This is a genomic window from Ideonella azotifigens (assembly GCF_006519715.1).
Lineage (GTDB): Bacteria > Pseudomonadota > Gammaproteobacteria > Burkholderiales > Burkholderiaceae_C > Ideonella > Ideonella azotifigens.
In genome coordinates this window covers 1-3,237 of sequence record NZ_VIDT01000632.1, presented here as the reverse complement: position 1 = coordinate 3,237, position 3,237 = coordinate 1, and the positions used below count along the sequence as shown (strand labels likewise).

General features: G+C 68.1%; 4 protein-coding genes. All 4 read right to left on the bottom strand.

Annotated elements, in window-relative coordinates:
- Positions 1–239, bottom strand: a 239-nt coding sequence (locus tag FKP22_RS25365) for a hypothetical protein (RefSeq protein ID WP_141290504.1), incomplete at its 3' end; no start/stop codon positions are given.
- 68 nt (positions 240–307) lie between these two features.
- A complete protein-coding gene (locus FKP22_RS25360) occupies positions 308–1,639 on the bottom strand; it encodes a nitrilase-related carbon-nitrogen hydrolase (RefSeq protein ID WP_170201083.1) in 1,332 nt (443 codons plus the stop codon).
- A gap of 117 nt (positions 1,640–1,756) precedes the next feature.
- Complete coding sequence (locus FKP22_RS25355; RefSeq protein ID WP_170201082.1) at positions 1,757–2,614, bottom strand: MipA/OmpV family protein; 858 nt, start codon at positions 2,612–2,614, stop codon at positions 1,757–1,759.
- Between the two features lie 69 nt (positions 2,615–2,683).
- The coding region (locus FKP22_RS32730; protein ID WP_211361579.1) for a hypothetical protein at positions 2,684–3,237 on the bottom strand (554 nt) is incomplete at its 5' end.

The window sequence follows — 3,237 nt, the reverse complement described above, 5'->3', positions numbered from 1 at the left end:
TCGGCGCCCGGCGTGGCCGCCGCGCGGCTGCGCGCCACCTGGCACAGGCTCATCAGTTCCAGCACGCCTTGCGCATCGGCCGGGCGTTGCAGCAGCAACAGCACCCAGTGGTGCAAAAACAGATCCAGCTTGCCGAGCGCTGCCGCATCCAGCGTGGATTGCTGGCGCAGCCAGTCCAGCGCTTGGGCCGGCTCGCTGCGCTCAATCAAGTCGTCTGGGTGGTGGTCGATCCAGGCCATGAGGAAAGCATCCTAAATCGTCTGAGTTCGAAAGTTTAGAACAGTTTAGACATCGGCAGGCGCCTTGCTCACTTGATCCGCTTCAGCGCGGGTCTGCGGCTCGGGTCCAGCACAGGCGTTGTCACGCGGCGCCAAGTCAGGCTCACCAGGCCACCATCGTCGCCCACGTCCATGGGAGCGCCATGGCCGGCAGCGTGAGCAAAGCCGGGCAGCAATCGCCCGGTTTTATCCATCGCGGTGTTCTGGGTCTGCGCCACCAGCGTGGACAGCCCCACCCGGACCTGCGCCAGCTCGCGTGCCCGCTGTTTGTGCAGCTTCAGCGTGGTGGCATTGCCGTAGCTGGGCACCCACACCCAATCCACCAGCACCTCGTGCAAGGCGGTGCGAACCCGGTCGTCGCCGTCCAGATAGTCTTTGCAGATCATCACCGTCATGCCGCCCAGCGGGGTGAGCAGCACATGCAGGGTGTTGCCGATCTGGGCGCATTCGGCGCCATGGGCTTCGTCACCAAACAACCGCAGCTTGCGATGCCTGAACAACTCCAGCCCGTTGGCCACCAACACGGGCGCGGTGTTGTAGGCCTGCAGGGGATTCCCACCCAGCTCGGGCTCGTGAAAGCTGCCTGCCACCACAAGCTGAACACTGCCCGTGGCGTGCTGGATCAGGTGCTCGGCAATGACCCGGCGCTGCTGCAGATCGACCGTGAACTCCGGAAACACCACCACCACGGCGCCGCTGTGCTGGGCACGCTGGAGGGTGTCGGCAATCGAGGCTTGGCGTTGTGCCGCAGGCTCCACCGACACGGTGCGCCAGTTGCCTGCCGTGCCAATGTCGCGGGTCCAGGCCACGTCAGCACCGTCATTGAAATGGGCCACCCACGCCTTGAGTTCGCCTTCCTGCCTGGCGGCCAGCTCAGACAAGGCTTCGTCCAGCAGCCCTGCGCTGGGTTGAAGCGATACCTCCAAGCCCTGGCTCGTGCGGCAGGGAATGGCCACGTGGTGGCGAAACCAAAGCGCGCGCTGCGTCACCTGGGTCGCCATCGCCGAGGTCTGACGAGCGGCTTGAAACACCGGCGCAAGCCAGTAGCCTTGGCCCTCCTCGGTGTACTGCGTCTGGGCGCGGCCGGTGGCCAGCGTCCGGCCTGCGGGGCGCTGCATGGCGGCCAGCCATTGGTCCAGCGCCCGGATCAGCGCCAAAGGCTGGGCCTGGGCCAACTCCAACGTCACGGGCTTTTCGTCATCAATGAGCGCGAAAAGACCTTCAACCTGCGCGTCAAAGCCCTGCGCGTCGCGTTGCTGCTCCCAAGCGTTGAGTCGTGGCTGATCACCCGCCAGCACCCACAGCCGAAGCCAGGCCTGCCGCGGCGAGAAATCCTCGCTACCCGGCTTCAGCAGTTGCACCACCCTGCGCATCTGTCTCCCCAGCCCATCTTTTGTTGGCCGAGGATTTTACGTACCAGGCGCTGCCCACCCCAGCCGCCCCGCACCCTGCCCATGCATTGACCCCGGTGAGCCAATTCATGGCTCGCCAGCGCCCCCGCCGCGCCACGGCGTCCACACAAACGCCACCAACGCCTGCACGTCGCGTTCGCGCTGGAACAGTGGGCTGTCGCGGTTGGCGGCGCCGTGGTGGTCGTTGAGGGTGAGGCCCAGGCTCACGGCCATGCTGGGGGACAGGCGCTGGGACCAGCTGGCGCGCAGCGCGGCGCCGAAGTAGCCGGCGCGGGCGTCATAGGTGGCGCGAGTACTGGTCGCGTAGGCTGGGTCCACTTGATAGAAGTACCTCTGCAGTTCTTCGCTGGCCCAGGTGGCCTGTGCACTGAGCTGGACCTGGCTGCCGGCCAGTGGCCAGCCGCGCTGGCGCCAGCGCAGCTCGGGTTGCACCACGTAGCCGCGGCCTTCGATGCTGCCCCAGTCGGTGGAGAACACGCCGCGCAGCTGCAGGTGGGCGCTGAGCTGCTGGCCGCCACCGAGGTTTCTGCGGTAGATGGCTTGCGGGCCGAGCTCGAAGGTGTAGTCCAGGCCGGGCATGCCGGCACGGGCGGGGCTGTCGCGGGCGTTGAAGGCGGCGGCGGCGGAAATGTCCAGCTCGAACTCTCCCGTGTTGAGCAGCCGCCCGCGCACGCCCTCGTCGTCCACGCGCAGGCGCTCGCCGCGGTAGATCACGATGGGCACGACGGCGGCGCGGTTGTGGGTGCTGCCGGCTGCCGGATAGTCCGGCCCGCGCACGCCCACGACGGCAAGGCCGGCTTCCCACAGCGGACGGGCTGCGGGGTTGGGGGACTCGGGCACGGCAGGCGCTGCGTCGGCCCCCTGCGCCCAGGCGGAATGCGTGGCGAACAGGGCAGCAGCAAGAACGGTCAGGACTCGGGTCACGGCGGATGGTCGTGGCACCCCACATCGGGGTGCCGTGACGATACCCGAGACCATCACCTCAGCAACGCTTCACCCCCGCTTGAGCTTGGCCATCTCCTCGCCCACCAGCCGCACCACCAGCCGGTCCAGCGTCTGCACCGAATACTGCTGCACGTCGTGCACGGTCTGCGAACCGGGGCCGCTGCCAGGGTCGCTGGCGTCGCGGTAGGTCAGGAAGACGAAGCGGCCGGCGGTGTACTGGGCCATCTGGCGAAAGATGTATTCGCCGACCGGGTCCAGGCCGCTGGCGCCGACGGCGAACAGCTTGATGCCCTTGGCGAGCGCGGCCTGCATGTCGCGGTCATATTGCGGGCAGGCGCCGGGCCGCCCCAAGCCTGCCTGCCACCCCCTCGGGGGGTTGACGCCGTAGGCCTCGGGGGCTGTCATGCATCCGCCGTAGTCCAGGTGCGGCGGTGCGTCGGCCACCAGCACGACCATGCGGGCGGCTTCGCGGCGCCAGCTGAGGCCATGCACGACTTCATGCAGCGCCTCGTTCAGCGCTTCGGGCGTGTCGCCACCGCCGCCGGCCTGCAGCCGCGCCAGGCCTTGCTGGAAGGCGGCCAGGTCGTGGGTGAAGTCCTGCG